Source organism: Rhodococcus rhodochrous (genome assembly GCF_014854695.1).
GTDB lineage: Bacteria > Actinomycetota > Actinomycetes > Mycobacteriales > Mycobacteriaceae > Rhodococcus.
Map to the genome: position 1 here is coordinate 376,262 of NZ_CP027557.1, position 20,146 is coordinate 396,407.

Here is a 20,146-nt window from a genome sequence, read left to right on the forward strand (position 1 = left end):
CGCATGCCTACGCAGACCCAGTACGGGTTGATGAGCCATGAGGAACTCGTTGCAGAGCACGAGCGCCAGTCCGCCAACTACGAACGGTTGAAGTCGGAGAAGCTGACGCTGGACCTGACCCGCGGCAAGCCCTCGCCCGAGCAGCTCGACCTCTCCGCGGAGTTGCTGTCGCTGCCGGGTGCCGACGACTTCCGCGACGGCAACGGCACCGACACCCGCAACTACGGCGGCCTCACCGGCCTGCCCGAGCTGCGCGCGATCTTCGCCGAGCTGCTGAACATCCCGGTCGAGAACCTCATCGCGGGCAACAATGCGAGCCTCGAGATCATGCACGATCTCGTTGTCTGGTCGCTGCTGCACGGCACCGTCGACTCGCCGCGCCCGTGGTCGCAGGAGTCGGTCGTCAAGTTCCTGTGCCCGGCGCCCGGCTACGACCGGCACTTCGCGATCACCGAGTCGCTCGGCATCGAGATGATCCCCGTGCCGCTGCGCGAGGACGGACCCGACGTGCGGTTCATCGCCGATCTCGTCGCGAACGACCCGCAGATCAAGGGCATGTGGGCCGTGCCGACCTACTCGAACCCCACCGGCGCGGTGTACTCCGAGGAGGTCGCCCGCGAGCTGGTGTCGATGCCGACGGCCGCTCCCGACTTCCGCATCTTCTGGGACAACGCCTACGCGGTGCACCCGCTCACCGAGCACCTCGCGCCCGCGATCGACATCCTCGGTCTGGCCGCGCAGGCCGGTCACCCGAACCGCGTGTTCGCGCTGGCGTCCACCTCGAAGATCACCTTCGCCGGTTCGGGCGTGAGCTTCTTCGGCAGCTCCACCGAGAACCTCACCTGGTACCAGAAGCACCTGGGCATCAAGACCATCGGCCCCGACAAGGTCAACCAGCTGCGTCACCTGCGTTTCTTCCGCGACGCCGAGGGTGTTCGTGCCCATATGGCCAAGCACCGCGAGATCCTCGCGCCGAAGTTCGCGCTCGTGCGTCGTATCCTCGAGGAGCGTCTCGGCACGTCGAAGGTCGCGTCGTGGACCGAGCCCGAGGGCGGCTACTTCATCAGCCTCGATGTCGTCGAGGGCACGGCGGCCCGCGTCATCGCCCTGGCGAAGGAAGCGGGTATCGCGCTGACGGGTGCCGGTTCGGCGTTCCCGTACAAGAAGGACCCCGAGGACAAGAACATCCGACTCGCGCCGAGCTTCCCTTCGCTCGGCGAGCTCGAGAAGGCCATGGACGGTGTCGCGACCTGCGTGCTGCTGGCCGCGGCGGAGAAGGCGCTCGCCGACAAGTAGTGCGCAGGTAGGTACGCAACGCGAGGACGAGGCTCGCAACATCGGCAGTCACTGCCGGCGTTGCGAGCCTCGTTTCTTTGTTGCGTGCCTCCGCCGACAAGAATGTGCACTCCGAGTGTGAGTTTGTTCCCAACCTGTGGATAAAGTTGTGCACAACACGTGGACGGGCGGTGGACAACTCGGATCGGCCCTGTTCGGGGCATTATCGGTGTCCGCCGTCACCACGACTTGCTTTCCCCGACCGACCTGACATACTCGCTGGTCAGGGTCGCCGCATACCGTGCGGCGGGTTCGGAAGTGGTGAGTGTGATGGAAAACCGCGCTCTCGTGAATTCCGGAGTCGGCGCATCGGCCGTCGGATCTGTCACGGGGTGTCTCGGTGTGCTGAAGGTGTTCCTCCTGGCGCTCGACATCGAGGCGGCGCCCGAGACGCCACCGCGGGTCCCACCCGTCGAAAAGGTGGAGCCCTTCCTGCCGGCACGCATCGCCGAGCAGCCCGAGACGGACCACGGAGTGCGTCCGCCGTGCCTGCTCGCGTTCCGGCACGTCGTCGACCCGACACGACCGGAGATCTCGTTCGGTGCATCGACGGGGTCGCTGCGCGAGGCGCCGGACGCGACCAGACCGTATGTGGGACACCCCGCGACATGCGTGTCGCTGTGGGACGTCCCCGGCCACGGTCTCGTCCTGGCGCTGGAATCGCTGTCGGACCACGGTTCCCCGCTCGTCGACTGGCGCAGCGACCCGCTGCAGGACCGCGAGGGCGCCGGTCTGCGCCCGGTGCTCGGTGAGTTCCTCGCGCCCTTCGAACTGACCGCCGACGCCTGCCTGAACGACGTCTTCCCCGGACTGAACAGGCGGTTGTGCGCGCCGACGACCTATCGACCCCTGCACGAACTCGTCGTCCACCGCCACCGGGGAGTCGGCGATCGCGAGGTCGCCGAGGGTATGGTCGTGGAGGTGGTCTCGAGCGGCGGCGAACGCGTCCGCTCGCTCGTCGACGGCCCGCGCATCGGACCGGAGGCCCGCGCCGCGGCACGGTCCTGGGGTGTGTTGTGGAAGTGGGACCGGGTTCCGCTGGTGGACCGGCCCGTGCAGCCGGGGGCCGCCATCGCCGTGCGGGAGGACTCCGGTGCGGTGCTGTTCGACCTCGAGGCCACCGCCCTCGGCAGCGACTATGTCGGGCACGGCACCCGCGAGATGATCTACGGGCTCATCCCGTGGGTGGCGGTGCGGGCACGGGCCTCCGCCGACTACTGGACGACCATGGAGCATCTGCGCCACCCCGACGGGCTCGATGGCGATCGGCTGGCCACGGTCCTCGACGACATCGCGATCATGCAGGCGCGCCGGATGGAACGGGCCCTGCTGCGCAAGGAATCGATCCACGACGACCGGTTCCACTCGTGGACGCAACCCACACAGCTGCGAGCACTCATGGCCGGCCGGGTCGCCGACGAGTTGGCCGAACTCGACGCGGAACTGTCCGAGGCCGTGGACGTCGTCGAGCACGCCCTGTTGCGCAGTGCGGAGTTGCGCGGTGCGAGGCACACTCGCCTGGCCCAGGGCTGGTCCGCGGCGGCCTCGGTCATTGCCGTCGTGGCGTTGTTCGCCGCCCTGGCCGCCGTTCCGGCAACGTCACAACCGACGCTCTTCCCGCACTGGATGCATGCTCTGACCACGTCGATCGCGCTCACCCTGGGCATCGTGATCGCGGTGGTCGTGTGGCGCCGCCCCTGACGTGCAGGGCATGATCGTCTGCATGTCATCGACGCTGAACCTGGTCGGAGATCCCGACGCCGACGCACTGCTGGCCGAGAACCCGCTGGCGCTTCTCATCGGCATGCTGCTCGACCAGCAGGTGGCGATGGAGGTCGCGTTCGCGGGACCGAAGAAACTTGCCGACCGTCTCGGCGGTCTCGACGTGTACCGCATCGCGTCGGCCGACCCCGACGAGTTCGTCGCGGTGTGCGCGCAGCAACCGGCCGTCCACCGGTTCCCCAAGTCGATGGGACAGCGGATCCAGGCGCTGTGCGCGGCGATCGTCGAGGACTACGACGGCGACGCTTCCGCACTGTGGACGTCCGGCGACCCGGACGGCAAGGAAGTGCTGCGGCGGCTGAAGAAGCTGCCGGGCTACGGCGACCAGAAGGCACGTATCTTCCTGGCGTTGCTCGGCAAGCAGATGGGGGTGCGACCCGAGGGCTGGCGGGAGGCCGCCGGCGATTACGGGCACGAGGATGCGCGCCGGTCGATCGCCGACGTCGTCGACGAGCAGTCGCTGCGCGAGGTGCGCGAGTTCAAGAAGTCGATGAAGGCAGCGAAGAAGTCATGAGACGCGTCGTAGCAGTGTGCGGCGCCGCCGTCGCCTTCGCCGCGGGAACCGGGGGCGTGGCCGCGGCCGGCGGGGGAGACGACCGGGTCGTCCTCCGGCCCGGCGACGGGATCGTGTTCTCCGCGGAGCCGACACCGGGTTGGTGTTCCGTGGCGGCGGTCGGGCACGACGACGCGGGTCGTCTCGTCGCGATCACGGCGGGGCACTGCTACCGGACGGGATCGTCGCCCGTCTGGAAGGTCGACGAGCAGCACCGAGGGCCGGTCGGAACCGAAACGGACGTCGCGAGTACGGGTTCGGTCGATCAGCTGGGATTCCCCACCGACGAGATCGCCGACTACGCGGTGGTCCTGCTCGACGAGACCCGCGTGCGGGGATCGAACACGTCGGTACCCAACGATCGGGGAGAGCGTGTCGTGCTCGAATCGGTCGCGGCGTTCGGCGAGGGCGAGGTGCCGGTCGGAACACAGTGCGCGGCAGGGCGAAGCACGTCGGTGGCCTGCGCGACCGGCGATGTGCGGGTGGACGGGAACCTGATGTCGTCGCCGCTGCTCATGCGGCCGGGCGACTCCGGCGGGCCGCTCGTGCGTGCCGAGACGGGCGAATGGATGGGACTGTCGGTGGGCTATCGGTTCCCACAGACCGCGGTCTCCGACGACCGGCAGGTTCCCGACACGAGGTTCGCCGCCTACCAGCGGGCCGACCGGATCCTTGCCGAGATCGACGCGCGCGACGGGATCGGCTCGGGGTTCCGTCTCGTCGACACCCCCTGACCGATCCCGCCGGCGTTACCGTCAGAGCTTGTCGAAACGCGGAATCAGATGTTCGGCAACGTTCTTCGCCTCGTCGATGAGCGGCCATCCGGCGAGGATGAGGGAGGTCAGTCCGGTCGCGTCGCGCAGGGTGCGCACGTGGCCGGTGATCTCGTCCGGGTCGCCGACATAGTAGACGGCCGACGATCCCGTGGCGAAGATGTCCAGCGGTGACCACGCGGTGATGCCCGCGTAGAGGCCGTCGCCGAGATACAGGTCCTCGGGTTCGGGCAGCTTGCCGGCATTGATGGTGTCGACCCAGCCCTGCCGCTGCGCGTCGCGCGCGGTGAAGGTCTTCAGATCCTGCTTGCCGTGCGTGCGGCGCCGAACCGCGTTGTCGAGCACGTCCTGGATCTGCTCGATGCCGGCCTTCTCGAACAGCGACCGGAACCGCTCGAGTGCCTCCTCCCGGTTCGGACGCACGATGACGCCGGACAGGGCGCCGAAGTCGGTGTACTCGCGGCCCTCTGCTGCAGCGGATTCGCGTGCGGCGGTGAACTTCTCCGCGACGAACGAGGTCTCGCGCAGCATGATCAGGTAGGCGTCGAGCACCTTGCCGGCGTTCTGCAGACCGGCGGGTGAGTCGCCCGTTCCCCACAGCGGCACCGAGTGGTCTGCGGGAGCATCGATGCGCAGCGGGGTGTTCGGGAAGTTCGACGCGGTGCCCTCGGCATAGATACGCCGGAACTCCGCCCAGTACTTCTCGCCGAGCTCGTACCGACGGTCGTGCTCGACGTTCATGTCGTACTTGGTGAGGATGTTCTCCCGGCCGTTGACCGAGTTGATCATCAGGCGACCACCGCTGAACGCGTCGAAGGTGAGGGCCTTCTCGGCGAGCAGTCGCGCGGGCGTCATGTTCGCGTAGATCGCGACGAGGAACTTCATCCGGCTGGTGTGCGCCGCAGCCCAGGTCGCCGAGATGAAGGGGTCGTTCGGCCAGGTCGCGACGAGCGCACCTTCGAAGCCGCCGTCGTCGATGGTCTTCGCGAGCTCGATCTGCCGCTGCCCGTCCACCGGGTACAACCCGCCAGGGCTCCAGGGGTAGTCGCCGTCGGCCTGGGTGAGATACCAGAAGGTCTTGATGGGCATTACTTCGTGTCCTTCGAGGGGAGTTCGAACGGTTCGACGCGGGCGCGGGCGCGCAGCGTGTCGGCGTCCACGGCGAACAGGGCGTCGAGATAGGCGACGGCGAACGAACCGGGGCCGGTGGAGTTCTCCTCGGCGATCTCGGACGCCACGGCGACGTGCGCGTGGGCCGCCGCGAGGCCGACGAGAGGGGTCTCCGCAACCGCGAGATAGGCCGCGACGAGTCCGCCGAGGGAGCATCCGGTGGAGGTCACGCGCGGCAGCATCGCGCTGCCACCGGCGATGCGCAGTCCGACGATCCCACCGTCGCGGTTGCGTCCGACGAGGTAGTCGACGGGACCGGAGGCCGACACGGCGTCCGCGCGGTCGAGCAGTGCGAGCGCCGCGGGCACGGCGGCTGCGGCCTCGTCGGCGCTGTCGACGCCGCGCGTGTCACCACCCAGACCGGCCAGCGCGATGATCTCGGAGGCGTTGCCGCGGATCGCGGTGGGACGGAACTTCAGCAGGTCGGCGGCGAGCGAGGTGCGCCACGCCAGTCCGCCCACTCCCACGGGGTCGAGGACCCACGGGGTGCCGGCGTCGTGCGCGGCCTCGGCCGCGCGGGTGAAGGCCACCGAGGTCTCGTCGAAGGGGGTGCCGAGGTTGACGAGCACTCCACCGGCGATGCGCGCGAAATCACCTGCCTCGTGGGCGTTGTCGATGTGCGCGTTGCTGGCGCCCGCGGCGAGCAGCACGTTGGTGAGGAAGTTGGCCGAGACGATGTTGGTCAGCGAGTGCACCAGCGGCGTCTGCGCGCGCAGGGCGTCGAGGGTGACGGCGAGATCGTCGACGGTGGGGGTCGTGGTCACGGAAGATCCTGTCGGGAAGGAGGGGAGGGGACGAAACGGGTCAGGATCGCGGACATCGCATCATGCGTCGCCCTTCCCTTCTCCGAGTGTCCGCATGGGGAGTGCGGGGTCGGCCGTCCACTCCTCGAGGGATCCGTCGTAGACGGCGATGTCGTCGTGGCCCGTCCGGACCAGTGCGAGCGCCACCAGGCACGCCGAGACGCCGCCGCCGCAGTAGAGGATCAGAGGCCGGGAGGTATCGGCGAGGGCTTGGTCGGCCGACTCGGCGATCCGCTCGGTGCTCCGCAGGACGCCGTCGGCGAGCAGGCTCTTGGCCGGTAGGTTCCGGCTCCCGCTGATGTGCCCGCGGCGCGCGTAACGAGTGGTGGCGGTGCCTGCGAACTGCTCGGCGTCGAGCGCGCAGACGAGGGTGCCCGGTGCATCGCCGGACACCACGGCGAGCACGTCGTCGCGATCGCGCCACAGGCCGTGGTCGGGCAACCCGGTCCGGGATGTGGTGGCGCGGCGCTCGGCGGCGTCACCGGTCTCCACGGGTAGGTCGAGCGCGGTCCAGCGGGCGAAGCCGCCGTCGAGGACGCGGGCGGAGACACCGATGTTGCGCAGCATCCACCACAGCCGGGACGCCCAGGTCATGCCGCCGTCGTCGTAGATCACGAGGTCGGTCTCGGGGGCCACGCCGAGTTCGGCCAGGGCCGCCGCGAGGGCGTCGGGGGTGGGGCGGGAGAAGTGCAGGTCGGTGTCGGGGGCGCTGAATCCGCCGAGTAGGTCGGCGTGCACGGATCCCGGGATGTGCGCGGCGCGCCAGGTCGCGTAGCCGGATTCCGGTCGGTAGTCGCCGTCGAAACGGGGCTTCGGAAAGGTGACCGTGGCGTGCAGGACCGTGTGGGCGCCGGGGTCGCTCGAGAGCTCTTCGGCGCTGATCAGCACCTGTTCGTCCCGGAATGCCGCCTCGGTCACGCGTTGGGTCCTCTCGTCGTGTTCGAGGAGCGACGCTAAACGACGAATAACGTATACGCAAGTATTCGTACGTTGACGGTGGCATAATCGGCGCACGTGAACGGCACGCCTACGGAGGGTGTAGATGACCGAGCAGGACGCGACGGCCGAGCTGGAGAGCTCTCTTCTCGTCGAATCGCCCACCGGGCGCGACGACCAGACCTCCAAGCAGTACCTGCGCCTGCGCTCGGACATCCTCGCGGGGAAGTTCCCGCGCGGCGCCGCTCTGCACGAGACCCAGCTCAGCGAGACCTACGGGGCGTCACGCACCCCGATCCGTGAGGCGCTCAACTGGCTCGCGCACGACGGTCTGCTCGAGCGGGCGAGTCGCGGCTTCCGGGTGCGTTCGGGCACCCCCGAGGACGTCATCGAGATCTATGCGGCGCGCGTCGCGCTCGAATCCGAGGCGGCCGGCGCCGCGGCGATCCGGCACACTGATCTCGACATGGCCCGGCTCGAGCGGCTGCACGATTCGTGCTGCTCCGCCACCGACGACGCCGCGGTGCGCATCGGGAATTTCCGGTTCCACGAGGCGTTGTGGCAGGCCGCGCACAACTCGACGATCATGGCGTTGCTCGTGCGGCTGACCACTCAGCTGCGGATCTACGACTCCGGGCCGCCGTCCAACTACGGCGAGCCCGATCTGCTCAACCGGGAGCACGCGCAGATCCTCGACGCGTTGCGGGCGCGGAACGAGTCCGCGGCCCGCGAGCACATGCGTGCTCATCTCGAGCGCAGCCGCGAGCAGCGCATCCGTCTCTTCGCCCGCGGCTGAGCCCTCACTCCTGATCGAACGTGTCGAGGTCGCCGGCGAGAATCCGGTAGAGGGATTTCTTGGCTTCGATGAGGACCGCGTGTGCCGCGGCGACCTCGGCGTCGGAACCGCTCATGGCGACCGACCGAGTCGCGACCTGCAGTTCGCGCAGTGCGAGTCGCAGGTCCGGGGCGTCGGAATCGGGATCGTGACCGGCGAAGGGGTCGATGAGTTCGTTCCCCGGATCGTCGATGTACGTGCGGCCCGCATCCGTCAGTGAGACGAGCTTGCGTCCGCCCTCCTTCTCGACCGTGACGAGTCCTTCGTCCTCGAGCTGGGAGATCGTCGGATAGATCGCGCCGGGGCTGGGGCGCCAGGCGCCGCCCGTCCGTTCTGCGATCGCTTCCATGAGCTGGTAGCCGTGCATCGGCTCGGTGCCGAGCAGGCGCAGGACTGCCGCGCGGACGTCGCCTCGTTGTGCTCGGCCGCGTCGTCCTCCTCGCGGGCCTCCGCGTCCCCGTCCGCCGCCATCGCGGTGCGGGCGGAAGCCGGGTTCGTCGTCGTGCGGATGGTGTCCGCGACGGCGGGGTCCGTCGGCACGGAACGGGCCACCGGGGAGATTTCGATCGTGCATGGCGCGGCGACGGCCGCGGGGATGTTCGTGGGTTCGCATCTGTGCGTCTCCTTCTTTGTCGATACGATCACGATAGATCTCGATATATCGTTAACGCAAGAGTGGTCTCGGCCACAAATGTCGACGGACCGACCTCCGTGCATGTCGGGAGCCGCCGGTACGCTCGGCGCGTGGCTCTGTACCGGAAGTATCGACCTGCGACCTTCGCGGAGGTGGTGGGGCAGGAGCACGTCACCGTGCCCCTCAGCACGGCGCTCGACACGGGCCGCATCAACCACGCCTACCTGTTCTCGGGTCCTCGTGGATGCGGCAAGACGTCCTCGGCCCGAATTCTCGCCCGCTCGCTCAACTGCGAGACCGGCCCCACGTCCACGCCGTGTGGAACGTGCCGGTCGTGCGTGTCGCTCGGCCCGGGCGGTGGAGGCAACCTCGACGTCACCGAACTCGATGCCGCGAGCCACGGCGGTGTCGACGACACCCGCGAACTCCGCGACCGCGCGTTCTACGCTCCGGCCGAGTCGCGCTACCGCATCTTCATCATCGACGAGGCGCACATGGTCACCACGCAGGGCTTCAACGCCCTGCTCAAGATCGTGGAGGAGCCGCCGGAGCACCTCATCTTCGTCTTCGCGACCACCGAGCCCGAGAAGGTGCTGCCCACCATCCGGTCGCGCACGCACCACTATCCCTTCCGGCTCCTCGCTCCCACGGCGATGCGGGGTCTGCTCGAGCAGATCTGCGGCCAGGAGAACGTGCCGGTCGAGGACGCGGTCTATCCGCTGGTCATCCGTGCCGGCGGTGGATCCCCCCGCGACTCGCTGTCGGTGATGGACCAACTCCTCGCCGGTGCCGGCCCCGAGGGCGTCACCTACGAACGCGCTCTGTCGCTGCTCGGCGTCACCGATGTCGCGCTCATCGACGAGGCCGTCGATTCGCTCGCGGCCGGCGACGGCGCGGCGCTGTTCGGCACCGTCGAGAAGGTCATGGACGCCGGGCACGACCCGCGTCGCTTCGCCGTCGACCTCCTCGAACGTCTCCGCGACCTCATCCTCATGAAGTCCGTCCCCGACGCCGCCGAGCGCGGACTCGTCGACGCACCCGGCGACGTCCTCGAGCGGATGCGCGACGAAGCGACCCGCCTGGGCCCGGCCACCCTCACCCGCTACGCCGAGATCGTGCACGCCGGGCTCGGTGAGATGCGCGGGGCGACGTCGCCGCGTCTGCTGCTCGAGGTGATGTGCGCGCGCATGCTGCTCCCCGCGGCGTCCGACGCGGAAACGGCTGTCCTGCAGCGCCTCGAACGACTCGAGCAGGGCATCGTCGCAGCCCCGGCGGGAGGTGCCGCGCCGAAGCCGGTAGCGGCACCCGCCGCGCCGCCCATCTCGCCCGACGAACCCGCGGCACGTTTCCAGCGTCCCTCCCAGCGCCGCGCAGCGGAGGCGGCGCCTGCCGCACCGTCCAACGAGACTGCTCAGCCTCGCGAGACTGCTCAGCCGCAGCCGGAAGTGCCTGCTCAGCAGGCCCCTGTCCAGCAACCCCCTGCCCAGCAGGCGCCGGTGCAGCCCGAACCGGCCCAGCCGGCACCGGCCCCGACACCGCCTCCCGCAGCAACGCAACCTCCCGCCGTCCCGGAGGTGCCGCAGCCGCAGAGCGCGCCCGACGAGGTTGTCGCGCAGGAGGTTCCGCCGCCCGCGCCCCAGGAACCGGCCACTCCCGAACCCGAGCCCGAACCCGCCCGCGCGACAGGCGGTCCCGACGCGGCCCAGATGCGGGGTGTGTGGTCGGAGGTCCGTGCGAAGGTCCGCGAACGCAGCCGCACCGTCGAGGTGATGCTCTCGGGCGCCACCGTGCGGTCGGTCGACGGCACCCGGGTCGTGCTCGTGCACGACTCCGCTCCGCTCGCGAAGCGACTCGCCGACGCGCGCAATGCCACGGTCATCGCCGATGCGCTGAAGGCGGTCTTCGGTGGAGAGTTCGAGGTCACCTGCGTCCACGGCTCCGCTGCTGCGGAGGCACCTGTCAGAACCCCGGCGCCCGAGAAGAATTCGCGTCCGGCGGGTCAACCGCGTTTCTCCCGGCCGAGCCAGGCGAAGAATGCCACGCCGCCCGCACCCGTCGAAGCCCCCGCTGCGCCGCAGCGACCGGCAGCCGCACCGTCGGCTGCCCCGACGTTCACACGCCCGTCCGCGGAGAGCGTCGACGACATCCCGCCGCCCGAGGCTCCCGATCTTCCCGACGATCCGGGCCCCGGCTACGACGCCCCGCCGCCCGACCCGTCGCAGATGACGGAGGCGGACGTCGAGGAGATGTTCGCCGAGGCCGCCACGCCCGGCGACCCGTCGACGCGCCGCGATCCGGAGGAAGTCGCGATCGAGCTGCTCAAGGACGTGCTGGGAGCGAAACCGCTCGACGAGAAGTAGTCCCGGGCCCCTGGTGTTGCCGACGAGCGATGTCAGCTCTGCGCGGTGTCTCCGTCGGCGCGGTCCGTCGTGAGTTCGTCCCAGGTCGCATCGACCGCGTCGGCGAGTTCGCTGTCGGTAGGCACGAGTTCGCGGATGGGTTCGGGCAGGGTGTCGTAGGTGTAGTTCGCAACCGCCAAGGGAGCGGTCGTGCCCGCGAGCGAATAGCGCACGACGTTGTCGTTGCGCCCCGCGCACAGCAGGATCCCGATGGTCGGTGCGTGCCGATCCGCGACTCGCAGGTTTGCGTCCACCCAGGAGACGTAGAAACCGAGTTTGCCGGCGTATTCGGGCTCGAACCGGCCGATCTTGAGCTCGACCACCACGAAGCGCGACTGAATCCAGTTGAAGAAGAGCAGGTCGATGTAGAAGTCGTCGTGGTCGACGGTGAAGTGGTACTGGCGGCCGACGAACGCGAACCCGTGCCCCAGTTCGAGGAGTACCTGTTCGAGGCGTGTCATCAGTGCCGCTTCGAGTTCTCGTTCCGCGGCCCGCTCGTCGAGATCGAGGAAATCGAAGATGTACGGGTCGCGGACGAGTTGCTGTGCGAGGTCGGAGTCCTGTGGAAGAAGTTGGTCCGGAAAATTCGACGGCGCGGCACCTACACGGCGATGTAACTGCCCGGCGATCTGATGGGTCAGAACGTGACGCGACCACCCGTGTTCTGCTGCGCGCGCGGCGTACCAGTCGCGAAGCTCTCGGTTGTCGAGCTTGTCCAGAAGTACCGTCACATGTCCCCATGGCAATTGTGCAACAGGCTGTTGCACTATTTCCTGGGGCCAGGCGTCCGCGAAGGACCGCATGTAGAAGAGATTGCGGCGTGAGAGACCGCGCATGTGTGGAAACTCGGAGCGCAGGTCCCTGGCCAGTTGGTCGACGACCTTCGATCCCCAGCCGTGTACACGTTGACGCTCGAGAAGGGAGTGCCCGAGCGTCCAATACAGGATCAGCAGTTCGGTATTCGCGGCGCGTGTAGCCCGTAGACGCGCTCGACGAACCTGTGCTTCGAGTTCGTCCAGGAATTGCGGATAGTCCTCGGGAAGCCCGACGGTCTTTTCGGTCACGGCCACATGGTGCCCTCGGGATACGACAGAAATACGAATGCCGCCCTCGTCATGGCCGGCAATCGAAGGGTGCCGTCGCATCGCGGTCACCCGGCGGTTCGTATCTGCTGCCGACGGGTATCGCCTCATCATGAACCTGCACGAACTCCTGCGCGCCGTCGAATCCTTCGACGCTGTGGATCGGCCCGCCGAGCGCATCGCGCAGCGCATACGGCGAGTCCTCGACGGCTCCGTCGTCGACGACCTGCTCCGAGGTTCCTGGCTCGGACATCCCGTCCATCCGCTCCTCGTCACCGTCCCGATCGGGTCGTGGGTGTCCGCGGCGGCGTTGGACGCGCTGCCCGGGCAGCGCACCGCGTCCCGGCGACTCGTCGCGTTGGGACTGGGCGCGGCCGTCCCGACGATCGTCACCGGATACACCGACTTCTCCACCCTGGAGGATGCCCCTCAGCGCAGGGTCGGCGCGGTGCACGCCGTGTCCAACGCGATCGGGGTGATCTGCATGGCGACGTCCTATCGCGCGCGACGTGCCCGTCACGACCGGGCGGGAACGATATGGACTTTGATCGGTCTCGGCGCCGTCGGTGTCGGTGGTGCCCTCGGTGGCCATCTCTCCTACGCCCAGGGTGGCGGAGTGTATCGGTGGCAGCGACCGTCCGAGAGTGTCGATCTTGCAGCCGAACTCGAGGACATCGGCGCGAGGAGCTGAGCGTTCGTCCCCGAGGTTCACAACCCACAGATGAGGCTCACAACCCTGATGGTCGACCACCGGGGTTGTGAGCCTCGTTTCTCGGTTGTGGACCTCCGTCTATCCGCGGACGGCGGTCAGCGCGATCTCGAGCGGTGCCCCACCGGGCAGGGTGTGGACGCCGACGGCGGTGCGGGCCGGTAGCGCGTCCACACCGAGTTCGCGTTCGATCACGTCCGACGCGCCGTCCGCGACCACCGACAGATCGACGAAACCGGGCGCGCTCGCGACGTAGACGACCATCTCGACCGGCCGGAACGACGTGCCCTCCGGCAGCGTCGCGCGGATCGCCGCCAGCGCGTTGCCCACCGCGACGACCGCGGCGGCCCGGGCCTGTTCGACGGTGACCTCCGCACCGACCCGTCCGGTGAGGATCAGTTCGCCGTCTCGACGCGGTGTCATGCCCGCTGTGCGGACGGTGTCGCCGGCCAGCACGGCCGGGACGTACCGACCCTGCGGACGCGGTGCAACAGCAGCTGCAGTATCAGAGGACACCCAGAGCCACCCCCTCCTGTCGTGGATCGCTGCCGCCGGAGAGCACTCCGCGGTCGTCGATCGAGATCACCTGCGCGCTGCCCTCGGCACCCAGCGGTTCGAGGACTTCCACCCGGTGGCCGAGTTCGCGCAGTTCGTCGCACACGCCGTCGGCGACGTCGCCTTCGATCCGCAACGCGGTCGGTTCGCCGAGCACATCGGCGTCCGATCCCGGGAAGACGGTGAAGCGCGGCGCCGAGACGGCTTCCTGGGGGTCGAGACCGTGGTCGAGCAGGTGCGACAGCAGCTGCATGTTCCACTGCACCTGCCCGTCGCCGCCGGGTGTGTTGCCCACATGCCGCAGCTCGCCCGCCGAATCGGTGACGATCCACGCGTTGAGCGTGTGCAGGGGCTTGCGGCGCGGCGCCACCTCGTTCGGATGGCCGTCGATCAGGTAGGCACCGCGACCGAGCCGGTTGTTGAGCACGATGCCCGTCCCGGGCACCGTGAGCTTCGCTCCGAAGGTGAACGCCAGCGAATGGATGAACGACACCGCCCGCCCCTCGGCGTCCACGGCGACGAACGATGTCGTGTCCCCGGCGGAGACGGTGAACGCCTCGGCCGGTGCACGCCCGTCGATCCGTGCGCGACCCGCTGCGATGTTCGCGGGATCGAGCACGCGTGCGACCCCGTCGTTGTCCGACGAGCACCAGCGGAGCCTGTCTTCGAAGGCGGCGGTGGCCGCGCGGGCCATGCGGTCGATCGACGCCGCACCGAGCACGGGGTGGGTCCCGAGTGCGTCGTCGCACAGGGCGGCCTGGTGCAGCACCATCCATCCCGGTGTGGGGAGGGGGGTCTGGTGCAGGACGTGCCCCGCATAGCTGCCGGTGAGCGCCGCCTCCGCGTCCACCGACGCCCCGGCCTGCCATTCGTCACCGCTGAACGGTGCTCCGCCCCCCTGCAGCGCAGCCACGCAGCGTTCGGCGAGCGTGCCGGTGTAGAACGATCCCGGATCCTCGGCCAGGGCACGGATCGTGCGGGCCAGGTCGGGCTGGGGAAGCACGTCGCCGAGGCGCGGGACCCGGTCGCCCGGTGTGTACACCGAGGCGAGTCCGGTGTCGCCGCGGATCGCATGCAGGGCGGTCTGTACGTCGGTCCGGGTCTTCGCCGAACACGGCAGACCGCTCTCGGCGATCCGGGCTGCCGGTGCCCACAGTTCGGGCAGCGACCTGCTCGCTCCCCGCCGGTGCAGTGCGGCCAGCGCGGCGGGCGCGCCAGGGACGGCGACGGCGAGCGCCCCGTCGAGGGGGATCGCGTCGAGTCCCCGTTCCCGGTAGAAATCCGGTGTGCCGCCGTCGGGTCCGTAACCGCTGCCGTTGACGGTCCACACCGACCCGTCGGGCTCGCGGACCACGGCGAACGCGTCGCCGCCGATGCCGCACTGCCCGGGCAGGGTCAGCCACGTGACCGCTGCCATCGCCAGGGCCGCGTCGACGGCGTTGCCGCCGTCTTCGAGGACGCGGACCCCGGCGAGGCTCGCGAGCGGATGACTCGACGCGACCATGCCTCCGGTCGCGAGCGTCGCCGGTCGTGTCGCGCGCCGCGTCATGCCGACCGCATCCGACGTCGACGGGGTCCTTCCGGCGGCTCGGCGGGGTCGATCCCGACGAAGATCTCGCCGTCGCGTTCCTCGCACGGATAGGTCTTGATGGGCTCGGTGGCCGGCGGGCAGATCGGCTCACCGGTCTCGAGGTCGAATGCGCTTCCGTGGCAGGAGCATCCGATGCCGTCCTGGACGAGCTTGCCGGACGACAGCAGGCAGTCGAGGTGTGAGCAGTAGTTGGACGTCGCGTACGCCTTGCCGTCCAGTCGGGAGATGGCGAACTCGTAGTCCTCGGCGTAGAACCGGCGGACGATGCCTTCGGGCACCTGCCCGGATCGGGCCACTCGCTTGAACTCCATGGTCTTTCCTCCAGGCTTGTCGAGGGTCGGTGTCGCCGGTCAGGCGTCGGGGGACAGGTAGACGGTCTTCTCGGACTGGTAGAACTGCATGAGCGTGGGGCCGGCCTGTTCCTTGAAGGTCTGCGTGCTCGACTGCTTGTAGCCGCCGAACGGCGCGTTCATGGCCATTCCCGTGGTGGGCTGGTTGACCTTTACGAGCCCGGTCCGCGACCCGGCGATGAAACGCTGTGCGGCGGAGAGACTCCGGGTCACGACGGAGGCGCTGAGCCCGAAGGCGGTGTCGTTCGCCAGGGCGAGTGCCTCGTCGAAGGAGCCGGCGCGCTGGAAGGCCAGGACCGGGCCGAAGATCTCGTCGGTGAGCAGGCGCATCCCCGGGGCGGTGTCCGCGAAGATCGTGGGCCGCACGAAGAATCCGTCTCGCAGCGCGTCGTCCTCGCACCGCACGCCGCCGCACACGAGCCGTGCGCCTTCGTCCGTGCCGATGGTGACGTACTCGAGGAACTTGTCGAGCTGACCGCGACTCGCGAGCGGGCCGACATCGACGGCGGCACCCGAACCCGGTCCGACCCGCAGGGCGCGGGTGCGTTCGGCGATCTTCTCGAGCAGTTCGTCGTAAATCGCGTCGACGGCGACGACCCGGCTGGTGCCGGTGCACGCCTGGCCCGACAATCCGAAGGCGCCCTTGACGATCAGTGCGGCCGCCGCGTCGAGGTCGGCGTCGTCCAGGACGACGACGGGGTTCTTGCCGCCCATCTCCAGCTGTACGCGCCGGTCGGGGCCGACGCTGCGGTGGATGGCGCGTCCGACCTCGGTGGACCCGGTGAAGGTCACCGCGGCGATCCGCTCGTCGCCGGACACCGCCGCACCGGCCTTGCCGTCGCCCTGTACCAGCGCGATCGCGCCCTCGGGCAGACCACCGGCGAGCAGGGCCTCGACGAGTCGCTGACCCATCAGCGGGGTGATCTCGGACGGCTTGAACAGCACCGTGTTGCCGGCGGCGAGCGCGGGCCCGAGCTTGCGGGAGGGGATGTTGAGCGGGAAGTTCCACGGCGTGATCGCACCGACGATCCCGATCGGTTCGCGCACGGTGTAGATGGTCGTGGAGCCCGGTGCCGGGAAGGTCGCACCGGTGGCGCGCAGTGCCTCGCCTGCGTAGAAGCGCAGGTTCATGGGGGTGCGGCTCACCTCCATCGACGCCTCGGCGCGGGTCTTGCCCTCTTCGCGGATGAGTTCGTCGACGAGTTCGGCCGAGCGTGCGGCGAGATGGTCGGCGGCTGCCTCGAGGATCGCGGCGCGACGCTCGGGCGGGGTGGCGGCCCATTCGGGTGCGGCCTTGTCGAGCGCGTCGACGGCGTTGCGGACGTCGATGGCGTCGGAGTCCGGGAAGGTGCCGATCAGGTCGGTCTCGTCGGCGGGGTTGCGGCGTTCGAAGACCGCGCCGGAGGCGGCCGGTACCCAGTTGCCGTCGATGTGGTTCAGTCCGGTGATCGTCATGCGGGCTCGACCTCCTCGTACATCTCCCACAGATCGGTGTCCTCGTCGGCGAGCAGCGCTGCGTCGACTCTGCGGCCGACGAGTTCGCGGGCCGCCATGATGTCCTCGCCGCGGTCCATCGCGAAGGCGGCGGTCAGAACGTCACCGGCGAGGTAGAAGACCGAGAACTCTCCGCTGTCGGTGTCACCGCGGACGACGAGTTCGGTTGTTCCGGAAGATGATCCGGCGAACTGGATGTTGGAGTCGTACTGGTCCGACCAGAACCAGTGCGGGTCGTCGGAGAGCGACTGCCTCCCGACGATCGTGTCGGCGACCACCGCGGCCTGGCGGTTCGCGTTGTCGAAGTGTTCGACGCGCACGTGCCGGCCTTCACGCGGGGAGAACCGCTTCGCGACATCGCCTGCCGCGTAGATGTTCTCGACCGAGGTGCGCCCGGTGGCGTCGACCACGATCCCGCCGTCGACGGCGAGTCCGCTCGCCGCCGCGATGTCGGTGTTGGGGACGATGCCGATGCCGACGACCACGGCGTCGGCCTCGACGACCCCGCCGGTGGTGGTCTCGATCCGCACACCGCGATCGGAAGTGGTCACCGAGGTGACGCCCGTGCCGGTGCGCAGGTCGACACCGTTGCGGCGGTGCAGATCGGCGCAGTGCCGGCCGACCTGCTCGCCGAGGATGCCTCCGAGGAGGTGCTCGGCCTGTTCGAGGACCGTCACTGTCACGCCGAGAGATCGTGCGGTCGCGGCGATCTCGAGTCCGATGAAGCCGCCGCCGACGATCGCGAGGCTCGAACCCGGGGTCAGACGGGCTGCGAGGGCGGTCGCGTCGTCGAGGGTGCGCAGGTAGTGGACGAGATCGGGCCGGGAACCGGTGGTGGCAAGGGTGCGGGGGCGTCCGCCCGTGGCGAGGACGATCGCGTCGGCGGCGATCTCGCCGCCGTCGAACTCGACCGTGCGGGTCGCGGTGTCGATGCGCTGCACCGACACACCGGTACGAATGTCGATGTCGTTGGCGTCGAGCCATTTCCGGGGCAGTAGTGCGAGGGAGTCGACTCCTTCGCGGCCTGCGAGGAATTCCTTCGACAGGGGTGGGCGCTGGTAGGGGGCGTGCTGCTCGTCGCCGAGCAACACGATGCGTCCGTCGAAGCCGCGGCGACGCAGGGTGCGTGCGGCGACAGCGGCGACCTGGCCGGCGCCCACTGTGACTACGGTGCGAACGGTCATGCCGTGCACTCCTTTCCGGATGCGGCCGGTGCCGGACGCGGGGTGGGGTCGACGAGGACGGTCTCGTCGCGCACGAGGACGGGATAGACCGGCTGGCAGAGGTCCTGGTCCTCTTCGTATCCGGTCTCGAGATCGAAGCGCCACTGGTGGCCGGGGCAGATGACCCGGCCGTGCAGGAGCGTGCCCTTCACGAGCGAACGGTCCTGATGGATGCACAGGTCGGCGAAGGCGTAGATGCGGTCGTTCGCATGGAACAGTGCGATCGCGAGGCCGTCGACCTCCACGCGGAGTTTGCGGCGTCGGGTCACCTCTTTCACCGTGGCGACGGCGACCCAGGTCGGGGACTCTGCGGCGGCGTCGGCGCCGGCGGTCCCGCTGCCCATGATTTCGGTGGACATGCTTCTCCTTCGCTCGTGTGCGAGACCGGGAGCGGAAGCCGCGAGCGACTTCCGCTCCCGCGCATCGGATCAGGCGGACGCCAGCTCCAGATCGGGGGCGACGTACGTGTCGTACAGACCCTTCGTGTACGAGAAACGCATCTCCGCTCCCCAGCGGACGAGCTGCAGGCAGCGCTGCTGCAGCTGCGGGGTGTCGGCGCAGTCCAGGACGATCTGGTAGCCGCGCTCACCGTGCACCACGTCCGAGGTGATGTGCAGGTCGAAGAACTCGATCTCGTCCTCGGTGAAGCCGTACACCTCGCGGAGCGGGACGATCTGCTTCTTGTAGATGCTCGGCACCTGGGATTCGAGACCGACGACCAGGGCCGCGGTGGCGACGACGAAGTGCTCGCGCTGGGACACCGCGTAGCACCAGGCCTGCAGTCCGCGGGTGACCGCGTTCATGTTGTTCGGGTCCTCGACGCGCTCCTTGGTGGTGCCGCACGCCTCGGCGAACTTGATGAGCAGGTCGGTGTGCCGGATGTCGGCCAGCTCCTCCTCGTACATGTTCTGGAGGGTGAAGTCCTTGGCGTCGGTGAAGTGATCGGGGGTGTTGGAGTAGATGTTCGCCAGGTAGTCGGCGAAGGGGCCGACGTAGTGGTAGTGGTTCTCGGCCCACCGGGCGAAGTGGTGCTTCTCGAGCTTGCCCTCGGCCCACGCCTTGCTGAACGATGCGTTCTTCGCCTCGCGTCCCTTGATGGCGTCTTCGAGTGCGGCGCGGAATTCGTCGCGTCCGAGCAGTTCGGTCATGATGATGCCTTTCGATGAGGAGGTCGTGCGGGGGATGCGATCAGGCGTTGATCGCGGAGGTCAGGGCTTCGAATTCGGCGATCATGGCGGCGCCGACCGCCTTGTCCTGCTCGCCGTTGCCGCCGCTGATGCCGACGGCGCCGACGATCTGTCCGTCGTAGACGAGGGGGAAGCCGCCGACGAAGATCGCGAACTTCCCGGGGAGCATGTGGCTGATGCCGAACGCTTCGTTGCCGGGGAGGGCGGGTCCGTTGGGACCCTCGTTGAACAGGTGGGTGGCGCGCTCGTGGCCGGCGGCGGTGAACGCCTTCGCCATGGCGATCTCGACGCCGGTGAGGCGGGCGCCGGGAAGCCGGTGCAGAGCAATGACGTTCGCGCTCTCGTCGCAGACGCAGAGGGTCTGCTTCACGCCGATCTCCTCGGCCTTCGCGCGGCCGGCGTCCAGCAGGGGGAGTGCGTCGTCGAGGGTGATGCGGTGGATTCGATGCATTGGTCTCCACTTTCGAAGTCGGGTCGGAGAGTCGGACGATTCCTGGTCCGCGTCGGGATCCGTGTGCGTCCCGCCGATGCCGCGTCGCTGAAGTGTCGGCGGGTGCCGGAGCGGTGGAGCGGTGTGTCCGGCGTGGCTCATTTCTAACAGGACCGTGCGCCGATGGGGACGGTCAGGATCACCGTTGTTTTCGGTATTCGATGTACACAGTGCACATGTGTCTGGGACGCATGACTCTGGTATCTGGTGTAGAAAGTGCACACCGCCACGGTGTCGACGGGTCC

20 protein-coding genes are annotated in these 20,146 nt (G+C 68.9%); 7 read left to right on the top strand and 13 right to left on the bottom strand.

What is annotated here, in order from left to right:
* Positions 1-3 precede the first annotated feature (3 nt).
* From C6Y44_RS01685 to C6Y44_RS01700, 4 genes are all read left to right on the top strand, one after another.
* Entirely contained in the window at positions 4-1,296 is a 1,293-nt protein-coding gene (locus tag C6Y44_RS01685) for an aminotransferase class I/II-fold pyridoxal phosphate-dependent enzyme (RefSeq protein WP_159416931.1), read from the top strand.
* A 381-nt stretch (positions 1,297-1,677) separates the two neighbouring features.
* Positions 1,678-3,036, top strand: coding sequence for a hypothetical protein (locus C6Y44_RS01690; protein WP_225623695.1), 1,359 nt, complete (start codon positions 1,678-1,680; stop codon positions 3,034-3,036).
* A gap of 22 nt (positions 3,037-3,058) precedes the next feature.
* A complete protein-coding gene (locus C6Y44_RS01695) occupies positions 3,059-3,631 on the top strand; it encodes an HhH-GPD-type base excision DNA repair protein (protein WP_120283876.1) in 573 nt (190 codons plus the stop codon).
* Positions 3,628-4,404 carry a trypsin-like peptidase domain-containing protein gene (locus C6Y44_RS01700; RefSeq protein ID WP_159416929.1) on the top strand — a complete coding sequence of 259 codons (777 nt, stop codon included), beginning with the start codon at positions 3,628-3,630 and terminating at the stop codon, positions 4,402-4,404. The genes C6Y44_RS01695 and C6Y44_RS01700 overlap by 4 nt, the downstream gene beginning before the upstream one ends.
* A 21-nt stretch (positions 4,405-4,425) precedes the next feature.
* Here C6Y44_RS01700 and C6Y44_RS01705 read toward each other — a convergent pair whose 3' ends face one another.
* Genes C6Y44_RS01705 through C6Y44_RS01715 form a run of 3 tightly spaced genes read right to left on the bottom strand, consistent with a single transcriptional unit; the run spans position 4,426 to position 7,334 of the window.
* Positions 4,426-5,532 (bottom strand): LLM class flavin-dependent oxidoreductase, encoded by a 1,107-nt coding sequence (locus tag C6Y44_RS01705; RefSeq protein WP_120281156.1) that lies wholly within the window; start codon positions 5,530-5,532, stop codon positions 4,426-4,428.
* A complete protein-coding gene (thiM, locus tag C6Y44_RS01710) occupies positions 5,532-6,377 on the bottom strand; it encodes a hydroxyethylthiazole kinase (RefSeq protein ID WP_192378614.1) in 846 nt (281 codons plus the stop codon). Before thiM ends, C6Y44_RS01705 begins: the two co-directional genes overlap by 1 nt.
* A gap of 60 nt (positions 6,378-6,437) precedes the next feature.
* Entirely contained in the window at positions 6,438-7,334 is an 897-nt protein-coding gene (locus C6Y44_RS01715) for a sulfurtransferase (RefSeq protein ID WP_120281158.1), read from the bottom strand.
* Positions 7,335-7,458: 124 nt separating this feature from the next.
* On the opposite strand from C6Y44_RS01715, the gene C6Y44_RS01720 reads away from it, so the two are divergent.
* A complete protein-coding gene (locus tag C6Y44_RS01720) occupies positions 7,459-8,148 on the top strand; it encodes a GntR family transcriptional regulator (RefSeq protein ID WP_060653963.1) in 690 nt (229 codons plus the stop codon).
* 4 nt (positions 8,149-8,152) lie between these two features.
* On the opposite strand, the gene C6Y44_RS01725 is transcribed toward C6Y44_RS01720, so the two are convergent.
* The gene (locus C6Y44_RS01725; RefSeq protein ID WP_159416927.1) at positions 8,153-8,800 is read right to left on the bottom strand and encodes a PadR family transcriptional regulator; all 648 of its coding nucleotides are present in this window, start codon (positions 8,798-8,800) and stop codon (positions 8,153-8,155) included.
* A 131-nt stretch (positions 8,801-8,931) separates the two neighbouring features.
* Between C6Y44_RS01725 and C6Y44_RS01730 the strand changes: the two genes are divergently transcribed.
* Positions 8,932-11,181, top strand: coding sequence for a DNA polymerase III subunit gamma and tau (locus C6Y44_RS01730; RefSeq protein WP_159416926.1), 2,250 nt, complete (start codon positions 8,932-8,934; stop codon positions 11,179-11,181).
* Positions 11,182-11,213: 32 nt separating this feature from the next.
* Here C6Y44_RS01730 and C6Y44_RS01735 read toward each other — a convergent pair whose 3' ends face one another.
* On the bottom strand, positions 11,214-12,284 hold the full coding sequence (locus C6Y44_RS01735) for a PDDEXK nuclease domain-containing protein (protein WP_225623696.1): 1,071 nt from the start codon (positions 12,282-12,284) through the stop codon (positions 11,214-11,216).
* 130 nt (positions 12,285-12,414) lie between these two features.
* On the opposite strand from C6Y44_RS01735, the gene C6Y44_RS01740 reads away from it, so the two are divergent.
* Complete coding sequence (locus tag C6Y44_RS01740; protein ID WP_120281160.1) at positions 12,415-12,993, top strand: DUF2231 domain-containing protein; 579 nt, start codon at positions 12,415-12,417, stop codon at positions 12,991-12,993.
* A gap of 99 nt (positions 12,994-13,092) precedes the next feature.
* Here the strand turns inward: C6Y44_RS01740 and C6Y44_RS01745 are convergent, their stop codons facing one another.
* The 8 genes from C6Y44_RS01745 to C6Y44_RS01780 all read right to left on the bottom strand — a co-directional run bounded on the left by C6Y44_RS01745 (position 13,093) and on the right by C6Y44_RS01780 (position 19,862).
* On the bottom strand, positions 13,093-13,527 hold the full coding sequence (locus C6Y44_RS01745; protein ID WP_120281161.1) for a RidA family protein: 435 nt from the start codon (positions 13,525-13,527) through the stop codon (positions 13,093-13,095).
* On the bottom strand, positions 13,517-15,115 hold the full coding sequence (locus C6Y44_RS01750) for a gamma-glutamyltransferase family protein (protein ID WP_159416925.1): 1,599 nt from the start codon (positions 15,113-15,115) through the stop codon (positions 13,517-13,519). The genes C6Y44_RS01745 and C6Y44_RS01750 overlap by 11 nt, the downstream gene beginning before the upstream one ends.
* Positions 15,112-15,468, bottom strand: coding sequence for a Rieske (2Fe-2S) protein (locus C6Y44_RS01755; protein ID WP_006552493.1), 357 nt, complete (start codon positions 15,466-15,468; stop codon positions 15,112-15,114). Before C6Y44_RS01755 ends, C6Y44_RS01750 begins: the two co-directional genes overlap by 4 nt.
* Before the next feature lie 39 nt (positions 15,469-15,507).
* The gene (locus tag C6Y44_RS01760) at positions 15,508-16,962 is read right to left on the bottom strand and encodes an aldehyde dehydrogenase family protein (protein ID WP_192378615.1); all 1,455 of its coding nucleotides are present in this window, start codon (positions 16,960-16,962) and stop codon (positions 15,508-15,510) included.
* On the bottom strand, positions 16,959-18,185 hold the full coding sequence (locus C6Y44_RS01765) for an NAD(P)/FAD-dependent oxidoreductase (protein WP_159416923.1): 1,227 nt from the start codon (positions 18,183-18,185) through the stop codon (positions 16,959-16,961). The genes C6Y44_RS01760 and C6Y44_RS01765 overlap by 4 nt, the downstream gene beginning before the upstream one ends.
* Positions 18,182-18,568: a Rieske (2Fe-2S) protein gene (locus C6Y44_RS01770; protein ID WP_159419062.1), complete on the bottom strand. Its 387-nt coding sequence runs from the start codon at positions 18,566-18,568 to the stop codon at positions 18,182-18,184. Before C6Y44_RS01770 ends, C6Y44_RS01765 begins: the two co-directional genes overlap by 4 nt.
* 84 nt (positions 18,569-18,652) lie before the next feature.
* Complete coding sequence (locus C6Y44_RS01775; protein ID WP_006552489.1) at positions 18,653-19,372, bottom strand: TenA family transcriptional regulator; 720 nt, start codon at positions 19,370-19,372, stop codon at positions 18,653-18,655.
* A gap of 40 nt (positions 19,373-19,412) precedes the next feature.
* Complete coding sequence (locus C6Y44_RS01780; RefSeq protein WP_159416922.1) at positions 19,413-19,862, bottom strand: GlcG/HbpS family heme-binding protein; 450 nt, start codon at positions 19,860-19,862, stop codon at positions 19,413-19,415.
* Positions 19,863-20,146: the final 284 nt, after the last annotated feature.

Bases quoted from the DNA above. Each gene is read 5' to 3' on its own strand.
- C6Y44_RS01765 (WP_159416923.1), bottom strand. From the start codon at position 18,185: ATGACCGTTCGCACCGTAGTCACAGTGGGCGCCGGCCAGGTCGCCGCT.
- C6Y44_RS01775 (WP_006552489.1), bottom strand. From the start codon at position 19,372: ATGACCGAACTGCTCGGACGCGACGAATTCCGCGCCGCACTCGAAGAC.
- C6Y44_RS01685 (WP_159416931.1), top strand. From the start codon at position 4: ATGCCTACGCAGACCCAGTACGGGTTGATGAGCCATGAGGAACTCGTT.
- C6Y44_RS01780 (WP_159416922.1), bottom strand. From the start codon at position 19,862: ATGCATCGAATCCACCGCATCACCCTCGACGACGCACTCCCCCTGCTG.
- C6Y44_RS01750 (WP_159416925.1), bottom strand. From the start codon at position 15,115: ATGACGCGGCGCGCGACACGACCGGCGACGCTCGCGACCGGAGGCATG.
- C6Y44_RS01720 (WP_060653963.1), top strand. From the start codon at position 7,459: ATGACCGAGCAGGACGCGACGGCCGAGCTGGAGAGCTCTCTTCTCGTC.
- C6Y44_RS01725 (WP_159416927.1), bottom strand. From the start codon at position 8,800: ATGCGAACCCACGAACATCCCCGCGGCCGTCGCCGCGCCATGCACGAT.
- C6Y44_RS01740 (WP_120281160.1), top strand. From the start codon at position 12,415: ATGAACCTGCACGAACTCCTGCGCGCCGTCGAATCCTTCGACGCTGTG.
- C6Y44_RS01770 (WP_159419062.1), bottom strand. From the start codon at position 18,568: ATGGGCAGCGGGACCGCCGGCGCCGACGCCGCCGCAGAGTCCCCGACC.
- C6Y44_RS01755 (WP_006552493.1), bottom strand. From the start codon at position 15,468: ATGGAGTTCAAGCGAGTGGCCCGATCCGGGCAGGTGCCCGAAGGCATC.
- C6Y44_RS01700 (WP_159416929.1), top strand. From the start codon at position 3,628: ATGAGACGCGTCGTAGCAGTGTGCGGCGCCGCCGTCGCCTTCGCCGCG.
- C6Y44_RS01705 (WP_120281156.1), bottom strand. From the start codon at position 5,532: ATGCCCATCAAGACCTTCTGGTATCTCACCCAGGCCGACGGCGACTAC.
- C6Y44_RS01760 (WP_192378615.1), bottom strand. From the start codon at position 16,962: ATGACGATCACCGGACTGAACCACATCGACGGCAACTGGGTACCGGCC.
- C6Y44_RS01695 (WP_120283876.1), top strand. From the start codon at position 3,059: ATGTCATCGACGCTGAACCTGGTCGGAGATCCCGACGCCGACGCACTG.